Consider the following 17,387-nt stretch of genomic DNA (forward strand, 5'->3'; position numbering starts at 1 on the left):
GCACACGCGGTTCCGGGCCAGTTTCATGTGGCGCACCGGTCAGGTCAGGCTCTGCTGCCAGGCAGCGTGCAGCGCGGCGAACCGCCCGCCGGCCTCCCGCAATTCGGCAGGGCTGCCGTCTTCGACGATCTTTCCGTCGTGGACCACCAGTACCCGGTCCGCGATCTCCACGGTGGAGAGGCGGTGGGCGATGATCAGCGCGGTGCGTTGGCCCAGCAGGGTCTGCAGGCCACGTTGGACGAGCCGTTCGCTGGGTATGTCCAGAGATGAGGTGGCCTCATCGAGGATCAGCACCGCTGGATCGGCCAAAAAGGCCCGCGCGAACGAAATGAGTTGGCGTTGGCCGGCGGAGACCCGTCCGCCGCGCTTGTTCACGTCGGTGTCGTAGCCGTCGGGGAGGGAACGGATGAACTCGTCGGCGCCGACCGCCCGGGCGGCCAGGACGATCTCATCGGGTGAGGCGCCGGGTTTGCCCAGGGCGATGTTCTCGGCCACGCTTCCGGAGAACAGGAACGCCTCCTGCGTCACCATGACCACTGCGCGGCGCAGGTCATCGTTGGCCAGGCCGGCCAGTTCGATGCCGTCCAATGTGAGGGATCCCTGCGAGAGGTCGTAGAAGCGGGCGATGAGCTTGGCCAACGTCGACTTCCCCGCACCGGTCTGGCCCACCACGGCAACCGTCTGCCCGGCGGGGATGTCCAGGTCGAAGCGGTCCATGACGACCGGTCCGTCCCCGTAGGCGAACACGGCATCGCGGAACTGGATGTGCCCTGCCGGATGTTCCAGCGGGACCGGCTGCGCGGGTTCGACGACGGTGGGCTCCTCCTCGAGCAGCCCGGAGACCTTTTCCAGTGCCGCCGTGGCCGCCTGGAGCGAGCTGTAGAACATCGCGATCTGGTCCACCGGTTGGAAGACGCGCTTTCCGGCCAGCAGCAGCGCCACGAGGATCCCCACGTCCAGCGTGTCGTCGAGGACCCGGAATCCCCCGAGCAGCAACAGCACGGCGACCGTCAGGTTGCCGATGAGCACCAGGGCCGGCTGCAGGACCCCGAACAGGTTGATGGACCTGATGGAATTGTCGCGGTAGTCGTTGGCGACGGAGCCGTAACTGGCGTCGTTGTCCTTTTCCCTGCGGAAGGCCTTGACGGCCCGGATGCCCGTCATCGTTTCCACGAACGAGGTGATCAGGCGCGCCGAGACCACCCGTGACTCGCGGAAGACGATCTCCGAGCGCTTCTGGTACCAGCGGAAGATGATCGAGATCGGAACGACGGCGCACAGCACCACCAGTCCCGAGCGCCAGTCCATGAGGAAAATGCTGGCAGCGGTGAAGATGATGAAGACCACGCCCGAGACCAGTTGCGAGATGCCCTGGTCCAACAGCTCCCGGAGGGTCTCCAGATCGGAGGTCTGCCGCGAGATGACCCGGCCCGAAGTGTATTTCTCGTGGAATTCCAGGCTCAGCAGCTGGGTGTGCCGGAAGACCCGCATGCGCAAGGTCAACAGCATGGCCTGGCTGACCTTGGCGGTGCAGAGGTTGTACCACCCCAGCAGGACGCCGGCCAGGACGGCGGCGACGAGGTAGGCGGTCCCGGTGATGGTGAACGGGGCCGCATTCCCCCCGATGAGTTGGGGCAACGCCCAGTCGATGGCCCACGCGATGATGACGGGAAACGATGCGCGGGCCAGGTTGGAGATGATCACCAGGACGACGGTCAGGGCCAGCATGGGCTTCAGCGGAGAGGCGAGTTGCCCGAGCAGGTTCCACGACCGGGTCCTGACGCGTTTCCTGTCCTCGTGGCTCAGGAGGATCTGGTCTTCGTCCCCCACACCGGGTGTGCTGCTCATGCTCGGTTCCCCTGGCTGTTATCGGATTGGAGGACGTCTTCCACCGTGGGCGGTTCGTCCAGGCTGGCGATGACGTAGCGGTAATGGGCGTTTCGGGCCAGCAGTTCGGTGTGTGTTCCCACGTCGTCGATGTGTCCGTCGCGCAACAGCGCCACACGGTCCGCGAGCATGACAGTGGAGGGACGGTGGGCGACCAGCAGCGTGGTCGTCCCGGAGAGGACGGAACGCAGGCGTTCGGTCACCGCCTCCTCGGTGCGCACGTCCAGGGCGGAGAGCGGGTCATCCAGGACCAGGACGCGCGGTTTGGCTGCGATGGCCCGGGCCAGTGCGATGCGCTGGCGTTGGCCGCCCGAGAGCGAGAGGCCCTCTTCGCCGATGATGGTTTCGACCCCGTCGTCCAATGTGTAGGCGAACTGCGCCTGCGCGACCTCGAGCGCCTCGTCGAGGGCCAGCCGGGGATCCCGTCCGCGGGGCAGGTTGGCACCGAGCAGGACGTTGTCGGCGATGGAGGAGGAGAACAAGGTGGTGTCTTCAAAGGCGACGGAGACAGTGCTGCGCAGCACATCCAGGTCGAGGTGGCGGATGTCGACGCCGTCGATGGCGATGGATCCCCCCGTGACGTCGTAGAGGCGGGGAACCAGCTGCAGCAGGGTCGACTTGCCGCTGCCGGTGATGCCGACCAGGGCCATGGTCTCGCCCGGTTCGACCTCGAGGTCCACGCCGTCCAGGATGGGTGCCGCCCCGGGACGGGTGTCGGGGAAGGCAAACGAGACCCGGCGCAGGCTGAGACGGCCTTCACCACGGGTTGCCGTGACCGGATCCGCGGGGGAGTCGATGGTGTTCTCGGTGTCCATGACGTCGAAATGCCGGTCGAGTGCGGTCTTCGTTGTCAGGGTCATGCCGAGCAGCATGCCGATGCCCTCGACGGGCGCTGCCAGGACTGCCGCCGTGGCAAAGAACGCCACCAGGTCGCCGACGGTCAGGTCGCCGCGGGCCGTCAGCCAGATGCCCACGAGCAGGCCGGCGCCCAGTGTGATTTCGGGGACGGACACCACCAGCATGAGGAAGCCGGAGAGGGAACGTGCCTTTTTGATTTCGGTATCGCGCAGTTGTCGGGCGCGGACACCGAACCCTTCCAAGGCCTGTCCGCCGCGCCCGAAGGCCTTGATGACGCGGATGCCGTGCACTGACTCCTCGACGTTGGTGGCGAGGTCGCCCGCTTGGTCCTGGCTCAGCCGGCTGGCGGCGCGGAAGACGTTGCGGAAGTAGAACGCACGGATCGTGATGGGGATTGCCCCGACCAGGTAGATCAGGCCCAGCAGCCAGCTGCTGGTGAACATGAACCACAGCCCCACGACGACCGTCACCGTGGACACGACGAGCATGATCGAGCCGAAGGCCAGCCAACGCCGGACCAGGCCGAGGTCGGCCATGGAGCGCGAGAGCAGCTGGCCGGACCCCCACTTGTCGTGGAAGGCCACCGGCAGCCGCTGCAGGTGGCGGTACATGCGGATCCGCAGATTGGTTTCGATGCGTGCCGCCGGGGTGATGACGAAGATCCGGCGGAAGAACACCAGGACCGCTTCGGCCAGGCCGAGCGCCGCGACGATCGCCGCGCTGATCCAGACATCGGAGGTGGAGCCTCCAACGTGGAGGACGGAGTTCACCATCGTGCGCAGGACCTGGGGGATGGTCAGTGCCACGATGCCGGCACCGAGGGCGCAGAGGAAGCCGGCGACCAGACGGGGGACGAAGGGACGGATTTGCGGTAGCAGACGGGCGATGGTCTGGCGGAACGATGCGGTTTCGCCAGGGGCCAGCTGGCTGTTTTGGTGTTGCACCACGACGGGCGTCCTCATTCTGTTGTGTTTGCCTGAAGCAATCAAAACATACGGTACCGCTAGCGGTTGGGATCCACCAATCGCCTGGTGTCTTCGGGCGTCAGCTCGTGGCGGTGAGGGTGACGACGACTGCCTCGGGCGGGCAGGCGATGCGCACCGGCGCGAACCGCGACGTGCCGATGCCGGCGGAGACCTGCAGCGGAGTGGTCTTGCCCGCGTGTTCCCACTCGGTCAGGCCCCGTGCCCTCCAGGTGGGCAGGTCGCAGTTGCTGACCACCGCCCCGTAGCCCGGAATGCAGACCTGGCCGCCGTGGGTGTGGCCGGCGAAAATGATGTCGGCGTCCGTATCGGTGAACTGGTCCAGCACGCGCTGGTAGGGGGCATGGGTGACGGCGATCCGCACATGCGGTGCCTCATCGCCGGTGGAGGAACCGCTGGGCCAGCCGGCGAACTCGTCAAGGTTCAGGTGGGGGTCGTCCACACCCGAGAAGTCCAGCCGCAGTCCCTGGTGGGTCCGGGACATGTTGCGGTTGGTGAGGTTGACCCATCCGGCCGCACCGAAGCCGGCATGCATGTCCTGCCAGGGGAGGACGCGTTTGGAGAGGTCGCCGGACTTTCCGCGGTTGCCCGTCAGGTAGCGCAGCGGGTTCTTGAAGCGGGGCGCGTAGTAGCAGTTCGATCCGGGGACGAAGACACCCGGGAAGCCCAACAGGGGGCGGAGCGCCTCGAGCAGTTCCGGGACCGCCCGTCGGTGGCTGAGGTTGTCACCGGTGTTGACGACCAGGTCCGGGCGCAGGTCGGCCAACGATTCCAGCCAGCGCTTCTTGGCCTCCTGGCCCGGGACCAGGTGGATGTCCGAGAGGTGGAGCACCCGCAGATCGGGGAAACCCGGTGGCAGGACCGGAACCGTCTCATGGCGGATGGTGAACGCGTTGCGCTCCATCATGCCGTAGCCGACGGCCAGGCCCCCGAGCGCCGCCACGGCACCGGCTCCGGCCCCCACCAGGGGGGCCGAGCGCTTGATGGACTGCATGATTTCCCGTGTTGCGGCCATGGACGCGCTGCTCTCCTTAGGTGGTGACGTTACTGTCCGTTGTCGCCATTATCGCCGTTGTTGTCCGTCGAGCCATCACCGGAGGTGGAATCGCCCGAGCCAGACGACGATTTTGCCTTGCCGAGGCTCTCTGCCGGGTAGTAGTCGATGACGTCCTTCATGTAGTTCATCCACAGCGGCGAGGCGAAGGTCGAGGAATCGGGATTGTCGTAGCGCTGGCCATTGATCGGCACGTTGAAGATAGCCGCATTGCCGTCGAAGCGCCCGGTCCAGGCGGCGGTCGCCATGCCGGTGGTGTAGCCGACGAACCACGTGGACGAGGCGCCGTTGTTCGTGCCCGTCTTGCCGCCGATCGGCTGGCTGATGCTGCCCTTGGCCACGCGCGTTCCGGCGATTCTCTTCAGCGTCCCGTTGAGGCTGTCGATGACGCTCGGCTCGATGACCTGTTCGCAGGAGATCCCGGGGACCTTGTAGGAATTGCCGGCGGCATCGGTCACGGACTCGAGCGCACGGTTTTCGCAGTATTCGCCCTTGTTCGCGAAGGTCGCGAACGCGGTGGCCTGGGCCAAGGGGGTGATTGGCTGGGATCCGAGGATGAACGAGGGGTTCAATCCGGACATGGGTTTTCCGGTGCTGGCGTCGAGCAGGCCGACACGCTTGGTGACGTCGGCGATCTTGCACAGGTCCAGCTGCGAGGCCTCCTTCGCCGTGGCGCTGTTGATGGACCAGTACAGTCCGTAGTCCACGGTCATGCGCTTGTAGAAGCCCTTGCTGAAGTTCTTCGGGGCGTAACCTTTTCCGTCATGGTCCACCCTGACGTATCCCTTGGGTGAACAGGACGTCTTCCAATGGAAGCTCGTGCTGCCGTAGCTGCGGTCTCCCGCATCCACCACATCGGACATCTTGCGGCCGTCCTCCAGCCACGCGATGGCCGTGTAGGGCTTCATGGTGGACCCGCCCTGGAAGCCATTGGTTCCGCCCATGTCGCGGCCCACATTGAAGTTGTAGGTCGTGTACGACTTGTCCTTCGGGTCCGCGCCGTACTTCTTGTTCTGTGCCATGGCCAGGATGTTGCCCGTTCCCGGCTCGACGGTGACGATGGCGGCGCCCATGTTCGAGGAATCGTTGGCGGGGATGATCTTGGGCGTTTCCTTCTCCGCTTCCTTCTGCAGGCGCGGATCCAGGGTGGTCTTGATCGTCAGGCCGCCACGGTAGAGCAGGTTCTCCCGGTCGGCCTTGGTCTTGCCATAGGCCGGATCCTTCAGGATCAGGTGGGCGACGTAGTCGCAGAAGTAGTTCGCCGACGCCGCGGCCACACAGCCGGACTTCAGGGTCTTGGTGTTCAAGCCAAGGTCGGTCTTGACGGCCTTGTCATACTCGGCCTGGGTGATCGACTTGGTCTTGAGCATGGCAGCCAGAACGGTGTTGCGGCGCTTGAGCGTCAGCTCCGGGTTCTTGAGCGGATCGAAGGTGTTCGGCCGCTGGACCATGCCGGCGAGCATGGCCGACTGCGGGATGTTCAGGTCCTTGGCATGGACCGAGAAGTAGCGTTCCGCAGCTGCCTCGACGCCGTAGGTGGTCCCGGAGAACAACACGAGGTTCAGGTACCCCTGGAGGATCTGCTTCTTGGTGAATTCCTTCTCCACGGAGATCGCCAGCTTCGCTTCGCGCAGCTTGTCGGCCATGTTCTTGGTTCCGGAGTAGGTGATGTCCGACTTGTCCGCACCCTTGAGGAAGGCGGCATTGATGAGCACGTTGTTCACGTATTGCTGCGTCAGCGTGGAGGCACCCTGCTGCGAGGAACTCGTCAGGTTGTGGGCCGCCGCACGGGCGATGCCCCGCAAGTCCACGCCGTTGTGCTGGTAGAAACGCTCGTCCTCGATCGAGACGATGGCGTTCTGCATGTCCTTGGAGATCTTGTCGATCGGGACCGGCGTCCGGTTTTCCGCATAGAACGTCGCCAGCTGCGTCCCGTCCTTGGCCACGACCTTCGAGGGCTGGGACAACGGTTCCTGCTTCAACTCCGCCGGCAGCGCATCGAAGAAGTCCATCCCGATCGCGGCGGAGGAGCCGGCGACGGAGGCCGCGGGGATCAGCATCCCTGCGGCCAGGACGCCGCAGAGCGCACTGACACCAAAGAAGGCCACGATCTTGCCGAGGGTGGTTGCCGTGTTAAAGAAGGGGGACTTTCGAGACGCCATGCCGACCAGTTTAGCCGGAGCGGCTAACGTATCCGGTATGACGAAATGGGAGTACGCGACTTTACCGCTCATAATCCATGCCACGAAGCAGATCCTGGACCAATGGGGTGACGACGGATGGGAACTGGTCACCGTCATCCCCGGACCCGATGGAAATGCTCCCGTGGCCTACCTCAAACGCCCCAAGTCGTAGCCTGAAAGGATCAGGAAAATGGTGGAAAACCAGCCTTCATCGGCCGTCGAGCAGCGACTGGCCGACCTCGGCCTGACGCTGCCCGAGGTAGCCAAACCCGTCGCCGCCTACGTCCCCGCGGTGATCACCGGCAACCTCGTGCACACCTCCGGACAGCTGCCCTTCATTAACGGCGAACTCACAGTCACCGGAAAGGTCGGTGCGCAGGTCAATGCCGAGGAGGCCAAGGACCAGGCCGCCACGGCAGTGCTCAACGCCCTGGCCGTGGTGAAGTCCATGGTCGGGGACCTGGACCGTGTGACCCGGATCGTGAAGGTCGTCGGGTTCGTCGCCTCCGATCCGTCCTTCACGGGACAGCCGGGCGTGGTCAACGGCGCATCGGAGCTGCTGGGAACTGTTTTCGGCGACGCGGGCATCCATGCCCGGTCGGCCGTGGGCGTCGCGGCACTGCCGCTGGACGCTGCCGTGGAAGTTGAACTGATTGCGGAATTCAGCTGATTCGCCCCGCCCGTGCGTCGGAGGCGTGGCGGGCACCGGGGGAGGTCCGCGTCCTGAAGGAGCCGATCTCCCCCGGACCGGCATGCTGCGGCGCCTCTTCCCACTCCCGCCGTCCCAGTCCGGGGCGGCGGAGAGTTGGACCACCTATGGCACCCGCACCCCCCGGGCGGCGCGCAAGGCCTCCTCGGTTGTCTTGCTGCGCGACTCCCCCCGGGGAGTCCAGACCTACCTGGGATACCGTCCCGGCGTGTCTCCCCTGGGCACTGTCGCCTTTCCCGGAGGCAGCTTCGAGGCGGAAGACGACGACCTCACGGGGTGGTTCGGCCCCTCCGTCGGCTGGTGGGCCGAACGCCTGGGCATCCTGGACCACCGGCTGGCCCGCAGCCACATCGTCTGCGCCGTCCGGGAGCTGTTCGAGGAGACCGGCATCCTGCTGGCCGGGGCCGATGAACTCTCGATCGTCGAGAACTGCACGACCGAGGAATGGATGCAGGTCCGCGAGGATGTCGCCGGCCAGGATGTCGCCTTCACGGCCATGTTGGCCAAACGCGGTCTGGGGCTGCGAACCGACCTGCTGCGCCCCCTCTCGCACTGGATCAGCCCCGACTTCGCGCACCGGCGTTTCGACACCCGCTATTTCGCGGCCGCCCTGCCCCCACAACAGGAGGCAACCCTGCTGCGCGGTAAGGGCATCTGGGCCGCCTGGAAGTCAGCGGTCGACGTGCTCGGCGAGCGGAACACGACGGCACTGGGCGACGAGGTCGACCAGGAGGACACCCGCGGCCTGGAGCTGAGCCGGATCACCACGCCCGCCGTGGAATTCATCCTCGAGAAGATCTCCACCACCCGCGGGTGTGTCGCCTACCTCTCGCACCGCCGGCCGGTGAAGTCCTACCACCCCAAACTGGTCACCGTGGACGGCAACTACTACCTCGATGTGAGCATCAGCACCGCCTCCGAGGGCGGCGCCGCGGCGCGCGGTCGGTAGGACGGCCCAGGACCCGCACGGCAAACGACCCCCGCCGCCGGGGAACCCGCAGTGACTGCGGATCCCCGGCAACGGGGGTCGTGTGGCTTCTCCGGGCGGACCCGGATACTGCCGCGAGGCCTAGCGGGAGCGCTGGCGCAGACGCTGGATGTCCAGGATGACCACGGCACGGGCCTCCAGGCGCAGCCAGCCGCGCTGGACGAACTCCGCGAGGGCCTTGTTCACGGTCTCGCGCGAGGCACCGACCAGCTGGGCCAGTTCCTCCTGCGTGAGCTCGTGCGCCACCAGGACCCCGTCGGTGGCCGGACGGCCGAAGCGGTCGGCGAGGTCCAGCAGGGCCTTGGCAACACGACCGGGGACATCGGAGAAGACCAGGTCGGCCAGCGACTCGTTGGTGCGGCGCAGGCGGCGGGCCAGTGCCTGGAGCAGCTGGACCGAGACCTCGGGGGAGGTCTTGAGGACCTTGCGGAGGTTCTCATGGCGCAGTCCCGCCAGGCGCGTCTCGGAGACTGCGGTGGCGGTGGCGTTGCGCGGGCTCGGATCGAACAGGGCCATCTCGCCGAAGAGCTCGCCCGGGCCGAGGACGGCCAGGAGGTTCTCACGACCGTCGGGAGCCGTGCGCCCCAGCTTGATCTTGCCCGAAACGATGAAGTAGAGCTGGTCTCCCTGATCGCCTTCGCGGAACACGGATGCCCCGCGGGAGAGATCGACTTCGGTCAGTTCCTCGGTCAAGGCCGAGAACACCTCGTCGCTGAGCGTCGTAAACAGTGGTGCCCGGCGCAGTACCTCGATGTCCATGAATTCTCCTGTCAAGTGTGTTGGCGCTTGTCTTATTGTGCCGTAGTCAGAGACGATGTGACACCTTCCACAACGATAGTGGCACGTTTTCAGCCCTCAGCACCAAAAGCCGGGCCCCGCGTGCCCGTAGACTGAGGGGGCGGCGCGGGCACCCGGGACACGCCGGTTCCCGGCCGCGTTTTCTCGCGACGGGTTGGAGTTTTTGGTGATTTTCGGGTTCGGTTGGCTCGACATCCTGCTGCTGGTGTCCTTTGTCGCGTTCCTGGTATCGGGGCTCCGCAAGGGGTTCTTCGTCACGTTGGGCGGTGTCGCAGGACTCATCGCCGGCGGTGTCGCCAGCTTCTACGCCATCCCCTTCGTCTCCAGCTGGGTCTCCAGCGCCGGGTGGCGCGTCTTCTGGGTCATTGCCACCGCCGTCGTGCTGGTGATCCTGGGGCACTCGATCGGCGTGGCCATCGGCAACCGGATCCGCATGATGGTGAACTTCCCCGTCATCAAGACCTTCGACCGGTTGCTCGGCGGGATCGTCAACGTTGCAGTGGCCGCCCTGGTGATCTCGGCTATCGCGTTCTCCGCAGCGACCATGGGCCTGCCCTTCCTGTCCCAGCAGATCGCCTCGTCCAAGGTCATCGGGACGATCCGCAACGCCACGCCCGACCCCGTCTCCAGTGCCATGGCCAAGGCCCGCTCGCTGGTCATGGGCCAGAGCATCCCCGACATCATCGAACCGTTCGCCCCCGTGCCCGACGCCACCCCGACACCCCAGGGGCCGCTCAGCGAGGCAGTGCAGAGCAGGGCGGCCTCGGTGGTCAAGATCACCGGGACGGCCTTTGCCTGCGGGGTCAACCAGACCGGCAGCGGATTCACCGCGGCACGGGACCGCATCGTCACCAACGCCCACGTCGTCGCCGGCATCTCCGAACCCGTCGTCAACACCAACGACGGCCGGGCCCTGCCAGCGCGGGTGGTGCACTTCGACGCCTCCCATGACCTGGCGGTGCTCGCCGTGGACGGGCTGGGCCTGGAACCCGTGGCGCTGGGCGCGGACCTGGGCACGGGGGACAACGCCACCTTCATGGGCTATCCCGCCGGCGGGCCCTTCCAGGCCAAGAGCGCCGTCGTGCAGTCCCTGCGCACCGTGTCGGTCCAGAACATCTACGGTGCCGACGCCACCGCCCTGCAGATCTACCAGCTCGGTGCCGACGTCCAACAAGGCAACTCGGGTGGGCCGATGCTCGACGCTGACGGGAAGCTGGTGGGCGTGGTGTTCGCCAAGGCCAAGGGCGACACCCCTGTCGGGTATGCGCTCTCCCTGCAGGAGGTGGGCCCCGTGGTCCAGCACGCCTCCGGCTACACCGATGCGGTCTCCACCGGGGCCTGCTCGGCCCACTGACGGCCCGCCGGCACCAGCGCTAGCGGATCCAGTCCAGCGTGGCGCCGTGCTGCCCGGTGTGGGCCAGCGGGCGCCCGTCCAGGGCCAGCGTGAACCGGTCGCCGTGGGCCGAGGGGACCGTGGCGCCCTCAGCGTCGAGGAAGAAGTTCTCGTTCGAGACCCAGTGGCAGTCCAGGGTGGCCAGGGTGGCAGCGAAACGGGCACGCTGCCCGGGTGGGACGTAGGCCAGCACCGCCGAATGGAAAACGACTGCGGTGTGCGTGGGCGGGACGTCGGCCACGAGCTCGGCGACGCGCTCGTTCAGATCCCCCGCGACCAGCCGGGGGCGCTCGGTTCCCGGGGACGCGAGGGTGGCCAGGGCCGCCCGCAACGTGGCCAGGCGATCGTCCTGGCCGGGCCAGACGAGGGCCTCGAGCCAGCGCACCATCTCCGGGTCGGTTCCGTCCAACGGGTTCAGGTCGACGCCGGCGCGGGAACCGATCCGCGGCATCGCGGCGGGAATCGGCGGGGTGCCGGTGGTGGTGCAGCGCAGCAGGGGAGCACCGGTGCCGAGCCGGGTGACGCCGTCGTACTCATAGGAGTAGAGGTCAGGCAGCAGGCACAGGCCAGCTGAGGGGCCGACCTCGATGAGGGCCAGCGGCCGGCGGGTCCGGGCGGCGATGAGCCCGAAGACGGGCAGCAGGGTGGCGCAGCGGCGCGGCTCGTTGGTCTGCGTGCGGTGGCCGAGCACGACGGTGCGGACCGCCGGCCAGTTCCGGCGCAGGAACGCCTCCCAGGTGGCCGGGTCGGCGTCCGGGCAGCCCAGGAACCGGGTGGCGGCGAAGACGAGGTTGGGTTGGCGTTTGTCCGGCGGCAGGGTGGCGATGAGCGCGGCGAGGGATGCGGTGGCCGCGACGTGGGCTGCCCAGGCGGCATAGACGGGTGAGTGCCCGGCGAACCAGGTGCCGGCGTACTGGCCGTAGGTGGCTGCCGTGTGGGCCGGCGCCCCGGTTCCGCCCTGGTCCACGCCTGGCCTAACCGCGGGTGGCGAGCTGGTCGATGGCGTAGCCGTACCCGTTGATGCCGGCACCGATGATGACCGCCGCGGCCACGGGGGAGATGTAGGAGTGGTGGCGGAACGCCTCGCGGGCGTGCACGTTGGAGATGTGTACCTCGACGGTGGGGACCTCCACGCCGGAGATCGCATCGGCGAGGGCGACGGACGTGTGCGTGAAGGCCCCCGGGTTGATGACGATCCCGGCCGCCGTGCCACGGGCGGCGTGGATCGCGTCGATGAGCACGCCCTCGTGGTTGGACTGCAGGAAATCGACGTCCACGCCGTGGGCCGCTGCCCGGTCGCGGCACAGCGCCTCGACGTCGTCCAGGGTGGCGGTGCCGTAGATGGCCGGCTCACGGGTGCCCAGCAGGTTCAGGTTGGGGCCGTTGAGGACCAGGAGGCGGCGGGGTGCCGCAGTGGTGTCAGTCATGGCCCCCATTAAACCCCCACGCCCCGCCCACACGTGGTGTGTGACGGGGCGTGGCAGGAACCGGGCCGGTGCCGGGGATGTCCCGGCGGCGGGTCAGCGGCGGACGGATTCGGCGATCTGTGCCATCACCGACGCGTCGGCCAGGGTGGTCGAGTCGCCGACCTCGCGGCCCTCGGCGACGTCCTTGAGCAGCCGGCGCATGATCTTGCCCGAACGAGTCTTGGGCAGTTCGGGGACCACGAAGATGCCGCGCGGCTTGGCGATGGCACCGATCTCCTTGGCCACGTGGGCGCGCAGGACCTCCACCACGTCCTCCCCGTCCTCGGGCTCGCGCTGCAGGATGACGAAGGCGTAGACCGCCTCCCCGGTGGTCTCGTCCTTCGCCCCGACCACCGCCGCCTCGGCGACCAGCGGGCTGGCCACCAGCGAGGATTCGATCTCGGTGGTGGACAGGCGGTGCCCTGAGACGTTCATGACATCATCCACCCGGCCCAGCAGCCAGATGTCGCCGTCGTCGTCCTTCTTGGCACCGTCGCCGGCGAAGTACATGTCATCGAACCGCGACCAGTAGGTGTCCTTGTAGCGGTCCATGTCGCCCCAGATGCCGCGCAGCATGGCCGGCCACGGGTCGCGGATGACCAGGTAGCCACCCTCGCCGTTGGGCACCGAGGCGCCGGTCTCGTCCACGACATCCACGGTGATGCCCGGGACCGGGACCTGGGCGGAACCGGGCTTGGTGGCGGTGACGCCGGGCAGCGGGGCGATCATGTGCGCGCCGGTCTCGGTCTGCCACCAGGTGTCCACGATGGGGGTGGGCGCGTCCTTGCGCTCGCCGTTCGCCCCGGCATTGGTGCCGATGACGTCGCGGTACCACATCCACGCCTCGGGGTTGATGGGTTCGCCGACGGAGCCGAGCACGCGCAGCGAGGACAGGTCGTAGCCGTCGGGGATGTCCCGGCCCCACTTCATCATGGTGCGGATCGCCGTGGGGGCGGTGTAGAGGATGGTGACGCCGTACTTCTGCACGATCTCCCACCAGCGGCCCTGGTGCGGGGTGTCGGGGGTGCCCTCGTAGATGACCTGGGTGGCACCGTTGACCAGCGGGCCGTAGGTGACGTAGCTGTGCCCGGTGACCCAGCCGATGTCCGCGGTGCACCAGAACACGTCGGTCTCCGGGTGCAGGTCGAAGGTGTCGCGGTGGGTGACGGCGTTCTGCACCAGGTAGCCGCCGGTGGTGTGGATGATGCCCTTGGGCTTGCCGGTGGTGCCCGAGGTGTAGAGCACGAACAGCGGGTGCTCCGAGTCGTGGCCCTCGGCGGTGTGCTCCGGGTCGGCGGCGGCGACCACGTCCTCCCACCACAGATCCAACCCGTCGGTCCAGGCGACGTCCTCGCCGTTGCGCTTGACCACCAGCACGTTCTGCACGGATCCGGCGCAGTTGGCGACGGCCTCGTCGACAGCCGGCTTCAGCGGGCTGGGCTTGCCGCGGCGCCAGGTGCCGTCAGCGGTGACGACCAGCTTGGCCTCGGCGTCGTCGATGCGGCTGCGCAGGGCATCGGCGGAGAACCCGCCGAAGACCACCGAGTGGATGGCACCGATGCGGGCGCACGCCAGCATGGTGATGACCGCCTCGGGGATCATCGGCAGGTAGACGGCCACGCGGTCGCCCTTGGACACGCCCAGGGAGCCGAACGCGTTGGCCGCGCGCTTGACCTCCTCGGTCAGCTGCGCGTACGTGTAGGTGCGGGTGTCGCCCGGCTCGCCCTCGAAGTGGATGGCCACCCGGTCGCCGTGGCCGGCCTCGACGTGGCGGTCCAGTGCGTTGTAGGCGGCGTTGACCTTGCCCCCGACGAACCACTTCGCCACCGGCGCCTGCGACCAGTCCAGGGTCTGTGTGAAGTCGGCGTCCCAGGTCAGGACCTCGCGGGCCCGATCGGCCCAGTAGCCCAACCGGTCATCGGCGGCCCGCTGGTAGAGGTCAGCCTGCGCCACAGCCTGGGCGGCGAAACCGGCGCTGGGGGCGAAGCTGCGGTCCTCATGGGACAGGTTGTCGAGGGTGGAGTGCTTGTCCGACACGATGTCGATCCTTTCGGAGCGGGTTATGGGGTGCTGTGAGTCAGGCTACAACCGATCACCGCTCGACGTGTCCTCGGTCACCCTGCAAGACGCCGACCGCGCCGATTCTGCGGTGAACGGTTGGTTCCCGGGGGACCGGGGGCAAAAAACCTGGCCGAATCTGCCTCCGGGTTCCGCCGGTCCTCTATAGGCTGGGAACCGAAGCAGATTGCAGCCCGTCATCCCGAGGTGGCGGCGAAAGGAGTCATCGTGGCCACATCCTCCGCCGATCCGTCGGGGACAGCCCCGTCCCTGGCCGGCCCGTTCACGTTGCGCGAGGTCGTGGTGATGGCCGGCGCCGTCCTGCTGCTGATCGGATCCGTGCTGCCCTTCCAGGTCGCCGGCGGTTCCTACGCCAACGTCTGGACGTTCCATACGACGGCGTTCAACCAGTTCGTGACCCTGGCCCTGCCGCTGGTCATCGGCGTGGCCTTCGCCTGGCGCCGGCTGGCCGGCCGCACGCAGGTCACCGCAGGGTCGCTCACGCTGGACCAGCTGGCCTCGGTGGTGTCGCTGCTGGGCATCCTGTATTTCTTCATCTCCTCGGTCATGTCGATGAACCCCGCCTTCCTGCTGGGCCTGCTCGGTTCCCTGGTCATGGCCGGGGGAACCGCGGCGGCCCCGTACATCCCGGGCTTCGTCCTGGACTTCGCCCCCGGGAAGGGTGCCCTGCTGACCCGCCCGATCCGCCCGAGCGCACCCCGTACGCCCCGCGCGGCCGACGCAGCGACGTCGGTACCGTCGGAGAACCACGCACACGGGTACACCGCATCGTCACAGGACGGCGCGGCAGAGACCGCGTCGCCCACCGTCGCCACCGGCCTGGCCGCCAGCCACAGCACGACGCCGGAACCCACCCCAGGTGCCTGGCCGCGCCCCGGTGCCCCGGCGGAATCCTCCGCCGCAGCGAACGCGGAAGCTGCTGCCGCGCCCACCGCGGAACCCGTCGCGGAGGCTGCTACGGAGCCTGCTACGAAGCCCGCTGCCGAGTCCGCTACGGACTCCGCTGCCCAACCGACTGCCGAACCCGTGGCAGGGACCGCCGCCGACGACGCACCCGCCGCCGACGATGCCCACGCCCCCGCAACCACCGTCGGGAACACCGTCGAACCGCAGGCCGCCCGTCCGGCGGAGGAGACCGCACAGGTCTCCGACCCCGAATCGTCCAACCCGGGAGCGGAACCGCAGGCATCGGACGCGGAACCGGAGGAGTATTCCTTCACGGCCACCAGCTCCGGCACCCAGGGGCCGGCGCAGCAGGCCTTCTGGTTCGCGGTGCCCGATCGCCGCACTGCGGTCAGCGAGAGCACCGGCCGCAATGCCTTCGTCCTCGAACCGGGCGAATGGATCCTGGCCCTGGAGGACCGCGGCTACGAGTTCCTCGTCCAGGACTCCGACGGCACCGTCGGCGTCCTGCGCGACCTCGGCCGGATCGAACGGGCCTGAGCATGCCGTCACCGGGTCCCGCCATGCCCCGTCCGCGGGGCGGGGAAACCGTCATCGGGCTCAAGCGCAGGGCCCGCAAGATCAACCGGATCCTCGGCGAGGCCTACCCCTATGCCGTCCCGGAACTGGACTTCACGAACGCCTTCGAGCTGCTCGTGGCCACCATCCTCTCGGCGCAAACCACCGATGTGCGGGTCAATGCGATCACCCCTGCACTGTTCGCCGCCTACCCGACACCCCAGGCGCTGGCCGAAGCCGACCTGGAAGCCGTGCAGGAACTCATCCGCTCCACCGGCTTCTTCCGCGCCAAGGCCAACAACATCGTCGCCATGGCCCGGGCCATCGTCGACGAGCACGACGGCGTGGTCCCCGGGCGGCTCCAGGACCTGGTCACCCTGCCCGGGGTGGGGCGCAAGACGGCCAACGTGGTGCTCGGCAATGCGTTCGGGGTCCCCGGGATCACCGTGGACACCCACTTCCTGCGGCTCTCCCGCAGGTTCGGGTGGACCGAGGAGACCGACCCGGTGAAGGTCGAACACGCGGTCGGTGCCCTGTTTGAGAAGCGCGACTGGACCATGCTCTCCCACCGGGTGGTCTTCCACGGACGCCGGGTCTGCCACGCGAAGAAGCCGGCCTGCGGTGCCTGCCCCGTCGCCACCTGGTGCCCGTCCTACGGGGAGGGGGAAACCGACCCGGAGAAGGCGGCGAAACTGCTCAAGTACGAGCTTGCCCCCGGTCGCGAGGACCTGCTGGAGTCGATGCGCGCGGGCAGGACCCGACGGGAACTGCGCGCCCTGGGACACGGGCTGGGAGCATGAGCACCTCCGGTTCGCGGGCGCACCCCACGCTGGACGCCCGCCGCGACCTGCTCGCGGTCATCGAACGCCACCGCCCCCTGGTGGAAGCCGGAGACGACGGCATCAGCAAGGTGCCCGCCTCCTGGATGTTCGAGGGCATGGACCAGGCCACCGCCCGCCGTGCAGCGGTGCTGGTGCTCTTCGGCCGGCTCGACGACGTCGACGCGGCGGCGGATGCCACCACCGTCCCCGCCGACCTGGACCTGCTCTTCGTTGAACGCGCTGCCACCCTGCGCCAGCATGCCGGGCAGATCGCCTTCCCGGGCGGGACCATCGACGCCACGGACGCCTCGGCGGTCGCCGCTGCCCTGCGGGAGGCAGAAGAGGAGACCGGGCTCGATCCGGCCGGCGTGGAGGTCCTGGGCGAACTGCCGGCCGCCGAACTGCCCGTCACCAACTTCGTCGTCACCCCGGTGATCGGCTGGTGGGCACGACCCAGCGACGTCTTCGCCGTCGATCCCGGTGAATCGGCAGCCGTCTTCCGTGCCCCCGTGGCCGACCTGGTGGATCCGGCCAACCGGTTCCAGGTCGAGATCCGCCGCGAGGGCCACACCCACCGCTCCCCGGCCTTCGACATCGATGGCCGGACCATCTGGGGTTTCACCGGCATCGTGCTGGCCCGGCTGCTCGATGACCTGGGCTGGAGCCGCCCGTGGGACCACACCAGGGTCGGGCCCCGCCCCTGACCC

Annotated in this window: 15 protein-coding genes; 7 read left to right on the forward strand and 8 right to left on the reverse strand. The window is 68.0% G+C overall.

All coding sequences use genetic code 11. The features are described from left to right. Positions 1–39: 39 nt before the first annotated feature. The 4 genes from ACN0TP_RS14125 to ACN0TP_RS14140 form a co-directional block, all read right to left on the reverse strand. Positions 40–1,848, reverse strand: coding sequence for an ABC transporter ATP-binding protein (locus tag ACN0TP_RS14125; protein ID WP_417219946.1), 1,809 nt, complete (start codon positions 1,846–1,848; stop codon positions 40–42). Beyond that, entirely contained in the window at positions 1,845–3,692 is a 1,848-nt protein-coding gene (locus ACN0TP_RS14130) for an ABC transporter ATP-binding protein (protein ID WP_417219948.1), read from the reverse strand. The genes ACN0TP_RS14125 and ACN0TP_RS14130 overlap by 4 nt, the downstream gene beginning before the upstream one ends. A gap of 97 nt (positions 3,693–3,789) precedes the next feature. Then, positions 3,790–4,743 (reverse strand): metallophosphoesterase, encoded by a 954-nt coding sequence (locus ACN0TP_RS14135; RefSeq protein WP_417219949.1) that lies wholly within the window; start codon positions 4,741–4,743, stop codon positions 3,790–3,792. A gap of 29 nt (positions 4,744–4,772) precedes the next feature. Next, positions 4,773–6,944, reverse strand: coding sequence for a transglycosylase domain-containing protein (locus ACN0TP_RS14140; protein ID WP_417219950.1), 2,172 nt, complete (start codon positions 6,942–6,944; stop codon positions 4,773–4,775). Positions 6,945–6,981: 37 nt separating this feature from the next. Here ACN0TP_RS14140 and ACN0TP_RS14145 point away from each other — a divergent pair, with 37 nt between their 5' ends. From ACN0TP_RS14145 to ACN0TP_RS14155, 3 genes are all read left to right on the forward strand, one after another. Next, positions 6,982–7,137: a hypothetical protein gene (locus ACN0TP_RS14145; protein WP_417219952.1), complete on the forward strand. Its 156-nt coding sequence runs from the start codon at positions 6,982–6,984 to the stop codon at positions 7,135–7,137. An 18-nt stretch (positions 7,138–7,155) separates the two neighbouring features. Continuing rightward, entirely contained in the window at positions 7,156–7,635 is a 480-nt protein-coding gene (locus tag ACN0TP_RS14150; protein ID WP_417219954.1) for a RidA family protein, read from the forward strand. A gap of 82 nt (positions 7,636–7,717) precedes the next feature. Then, positions 7,718–8,623 carry an NUDIX hydrolase gene (locus ACN0TP_RS14155; protein WP_417219956.1) on the forward strand — a complete coding sequence of 302 codons (906 nt, stop codon included), beginning with the start codon at positions 7,718–7,720 and terminating at the stop codon, positions 8,621–8,623. A 120-nt stretch (positions 8,624–8,743) separates the two neighbouring features. Here ACN0TP_RS14155 and ACN0TP_RS14160 read toward each other — a convergent pair whose 3' ends face one another. Then, complete coding sequence (locus ACN0TP_RS14160; RefSeq protein WP_343900293.1) at positions 8,744–9,421, reverse strand: Crp/Fnr family transcriptional regulator; 678 nt, start codon at positions 9,419–9,421, stop codon at positions 8,744–8,746. Between the two features lie 205 nt (positions 9,422–9,626). Here ACN0TP_RS14160 and ACN0TP_RS14165 point away from each other — a divergent pair, with 205 nt between their 5' ends. After that, the gene (locus tag ACN0TP_RS14165; RefSeq protein WP_417219958.1) at positions 9,627–10,814 is read left to right on the forward strand and encodes a MarP family serine protease; all 1,188 of its coding nucleotides are present in this window, start codon (positions 9,627–9,629) and stop codon (positions 10,812–10,814) included. A 19-nt stretch (positions 10,815–10,833) separates the two neighbouring features. Here ACN0TP_RS14165 and ACN0TP_RS14170 read toward each other — a convergent pair whose 3' ends face one another. From ACN0TP_RS14170 to acs, 3 genes are all read right to left on the reverse strand, one after another. Beyond that, positions 10,834–11,820, reverse strand: a complete 987-nt coding sequence (locus ACN0TP_RS14170) for a DUF2332 domain-containing protein (RefSeq protein ID WP_417219960.1) — start codon at positions 11,818–11,820, stop codon at positions 10,834–10,836. Positions 11,821–11,827: 7 nt separating this feature from the next. After that, positions 11,828–12,289 (reverse strand): type II 3-dehydroquinate dehydratase, encoded by a 462-nt coding sequence (aroQ, locus tag ACN0TP_RS14175; RefSeq protein WP_417219962.1) that lies wholly within the window; start codon positions 12,287–12,289, stop codon positions 11,828–11,830. Positions 12,290–12,373: 84 nt separating this feature from the next. Then, positions 12,374–14,356, reverse strand: a complete 1,983-nt coding sequence (gene acs / locus ACN0TP_RS14180; protein ID WP_417219964.1) for an acetate--CoA ligase — start codon at positions 14,354–14,356, stop codon at positions 12,374–12,376. A 249-nt stretch (positions 14,357–14,605) separates the two neighbouring features. Here acs and ACN0TP_RS14185 point away from each other — a divergent pair, with 249 nt between their 5' ends. Genes ACN0TP_RS14185 through ACN0TP_RS14195 form a run of 3 tightly spaced genes read left to right on the forward strand, consistent with a single transcriptional unit; the run spans position 14,606 to position 17,384 of the window. After that, positions 14,606–15,841, forward strand: coding sequence for a hypothetical protein (locus ACN0TP_RS14185; protein ID WP_417219966.1), 1,236 nt, complete (start codon positions 14,606–14,608; stop codon positions 15,839–15,841). Positions 15,842–15,864: 23 nt separating this feature from the next. Further along, positions 15,865–16,659 (forward strand): endonuclease III, encoded by a 795-nt coding sequence (nth, locus tag ACN0TP_RS14190; RefSeq protein ID WP_417219968.1) that lies wholly within the window; start codon positions 15,865–15,867, stop codon positions 16,657–16,659. Beyond that, positions 16,656–17,384, forward strand: a complete 729-nt coding sequence (locus ACN0TP_RS14195) for an NUDIX hydrolase (protein ID WP_417219969.1) — start codon at positions 16,656–16,658, stop codon at positions 17,382–17,384. The genes nth and ACN0TP_RS14195 overlap by 4 nt, the downstream gene beginning before the upstream one ends. The last annotated feature ends 3 nt before the right edge of the window (positions 17,385–17,387 follow it).

The sequence above is a fragment of the Arthrobacter sp. genome (genome assembly GCF_048266065.1).
In the GTDB taxonomy this organism is placed as follows: domain Bacteria; phylum Actinomycetota; class Actinomycetes; order Actinomycetales; family Micrococcaceae; genus Arthrobacter_H.

What these genes read in the sequence shown, in the direction of transcription:
- ACN0TP_RS14150 (WP_417219954.1), top strand. Translation starts at nt 7,156, where the DNA reads ATGGTGGAAAACCAGCCTTCATCGGCCGTCGAGCAGCGACTGGCCGAC.
- nth (WP_417219968.1), top strand. Translation starts at nt 15,865, where the DNA reads ATGCCCCGTCCGCGGGGCGGGGAAACCGTCATCGGGCTCAAGCGCAGG.
- aroQ (WP_417219962.1), bottom strand. Translation starts at nt 12,289, where the DNA reads ATGGGGGCCATGACTGACACCACTGCGGCACCCCGCCGCCTCCTGGTC.
- ACN0TP_RS14195 (WP_417219969.1), top strand. Translation starts at nt 16,656, where the DNA reads ATGAGCACCTCCGGTTCGCGGGCGCACCCCACGCTGGACGCCCGCCGC.
- ACN0TP_RS14145 (WP_417219952.1), top strand. Translation starts at nt 6,982, where the DNA reads ATGACGAAATGGGAGTACGCGACTTTACCGCTCATAATCCATGCCACG.
- ACN0TP_RS14125 (WP_417219946.1), bottom strand. Translation starts at nt 1,848, where the DNA reads ATGAGCAGCACACCCGGTGTGGGGGACGAAGACCAGATCCTCCTGAGC.
- ACN0TP_RS14160 (WP_343900293.1), bottom strand. Translation starts at nt 9,421, where the DNA reads ATGGACATCGAGGTACTGCGCCGGGCACCACTGTTTACGACGCTCAGC.
- ACN0TP_RS14140 (WP_417219950.1), bottom strand. Translation starts at nt 6,944, where the DNA reads ATGGCGTCTCGAAAGTCCCCCTTCTTTAACACGGCAACCACCCTCGGC.
- ACN0TP_RS14155 (WP_417219956.1), top strand. Translation starts at nt 7,718, where the DNA reads ATGCTGCGGCGCCTCTTCCCACTCCCGCCGTCCCAGTCCGGGGCGGCG.
- ACN0TP_RS14135 (WP_417219949.1), bottom strand. Translation starts at nt 4,743, where the DNA reads ATGGCCGCAACACGGGAAATCATGCAGTCCATCAAGCGCTCGGCCCCC.